The organism is Endozoicomonas sp. SESOKO4 (assembly GCF_024606275.1).
This window is the reverse complement of the sequence record NZ_JAHHPS010000339.1, coordinates 1-1959: the sequence shown is the minus strand read 5'-3', so window position 1 is coordinate 1959 and position 1959 is coordinate 1. Positions and strand designations below refer to the sequence as shown.

1 protein-coding gene is annotated in these 1959 nt (G+C 56.2%); it reads left to right on the top strand.

The features are described from left to right. Positions 1-1959, top strand: a 1959-nt coding sequence (locus KDK16_RS06355) for a calcium-binding protein (protein WP_306670746.1), incomplete at both ends; no start/stop codon positions are given.

The window sequence follows — 1959 nt, the reverse complement described above, 5'->3', positions numbered from 1 at the left end:
GCCCTCTGGGGGGGCGACCAGGATGACACCCTCAATGGACTCGACGGTACCGACACTCTGGAAGGTCAGGAGGGTAATGATACCCTGGATGGCGGAGATCTTGACGATACCCTCAAAGGTGGTAATGGCGACGATATTCTGATCGGTGGCTCAGGTAATGACGACCTGCAGGGTGATGCCGGTATTGATACCGCAGATTACAGTGCCCAGACTCAGTCCGTCACCATCAACCTGCTTGATCAGTCACAAAACAACGATGGCCAAACAGGCCAGGATACCCTCACGGGTATCGAAAACCTTTCCGGCGGCAGTAACAACGACACGCTAACCGGCGACAATGCCGACAATACGATTCGTGGCAATGGTGGCAACGATACCCTCAGTGGCAGTGGCGGCGATGATCAGCTCGTGGGGGATGCGGGTGATGATACTCTGCAGGGCGGCGCTGGCAATGACACCCTCGATGGCGGCCAGGGCACTGATACGGCAGATTACACAGGGCATGGCAGCGCAGTCACGGCAACACTGACCGATGGTGGCGCTGGTAGTGGCACAGCCACTGATGCCGCCACCAGCGACACGGATACTTTGGCAGGCATCGAAAACCTCGCCGGCAGTAGTAACGATGACAGGTTAACCGGTAATGACCTTGCCAACATCCTTCATGGTGGTGACGGTGCGGATACCCTGGTCGGTGGTGACGGTGCGGATACCCTGCGTGGTGGCGATGACGCAACCGACAATAGCCTGAGTGATACCGCCGACTACAGCGCCGCCTCCGGAGCCCTGACCATTGACCTGGCCAATAAAGAAGCCACCAATGATGGCTACGGCAACCGTGATGTGGTGATCGATATCGAAAATGTGGTTGGCACTGCTCACAATGATTCTATTCGGGGGGATGGTGCAAACAACCATCTGACCGGCGGTGATGGCAACGATACGTTTTATGGTGCGGGAGGGGTAGATACGTTTATCGGCGGTGCTGGCATCGATACCGCCGATTACGGCGATGCTGCCAGTGCTATCAATGTAAACCTGCTTAGCGGCGCAGCCAGCAACGATGGTGATGGTGCCAATGACACACTCACAGGCATTGAGAATGTCATTGGCTCAGGCAACGATGACACCATCGAGGGTGATGCTCAAGCGAACCAACTGGAAGGTGGCAATGGTGCCGATACCCTGACCGGCGGCGATGGCGATGACGTGTTGCTGGGGCAGGACGGTGACGACATTCTTGAAGGGGGCCTTGGTGCTGACACACTCGATGGTGGGCTGGGTAATGACCGGGTGGATTACAGCACCTTCGCCGGAGCGCTGACTATTGACCGTTCAGGAGGCGGAAGTAGTTTTCAGGTCGATCTCGGCGGTGGCAATGTCGATACCCTGATCGACATTGAAGACCTGGTGCTGGGTGCGGGTGACGACCATATCATCGGTGATAACACGGCTAACCGTTATGACGGCGGAATCGGTAATGACACTCTGGAAGGCAGGGGTGGCAACGATACCCTGAACGGTGATGAAGGGGATGACACCATTAAGGGTGGTAGTGGCAGTGATATCCTGGATGGTGGCGAAAACGCCAATGATAACGACACCCTGGATTATTCTGACAATACCACAGGCCTGACGGTGGACCTGGGTTCATCTTCGGTGGTGGATGGGGCCGATACTGACACCATTGCCAATTTTGAGTCTGTGATGGGTGGTTCCGGTAATGACACCCTGACAGGTACTGCTGAAGTCAATATTCTGGATGGCCAGGGCGGAGATGACACCCTTTACGGCAAGGCCGGTGCCGATACCCTGAGGGGCGGAACCCACGGCAGTAACGGTGATACCGCTGATTACAGTGCCCATGGCAGCGCAGTCACTGTCACGCTGACTGCCAACGGTAACGGAACGGCTAATGATGGCACCGATACCGATACTCTGGAAGGCATAGAAAACATC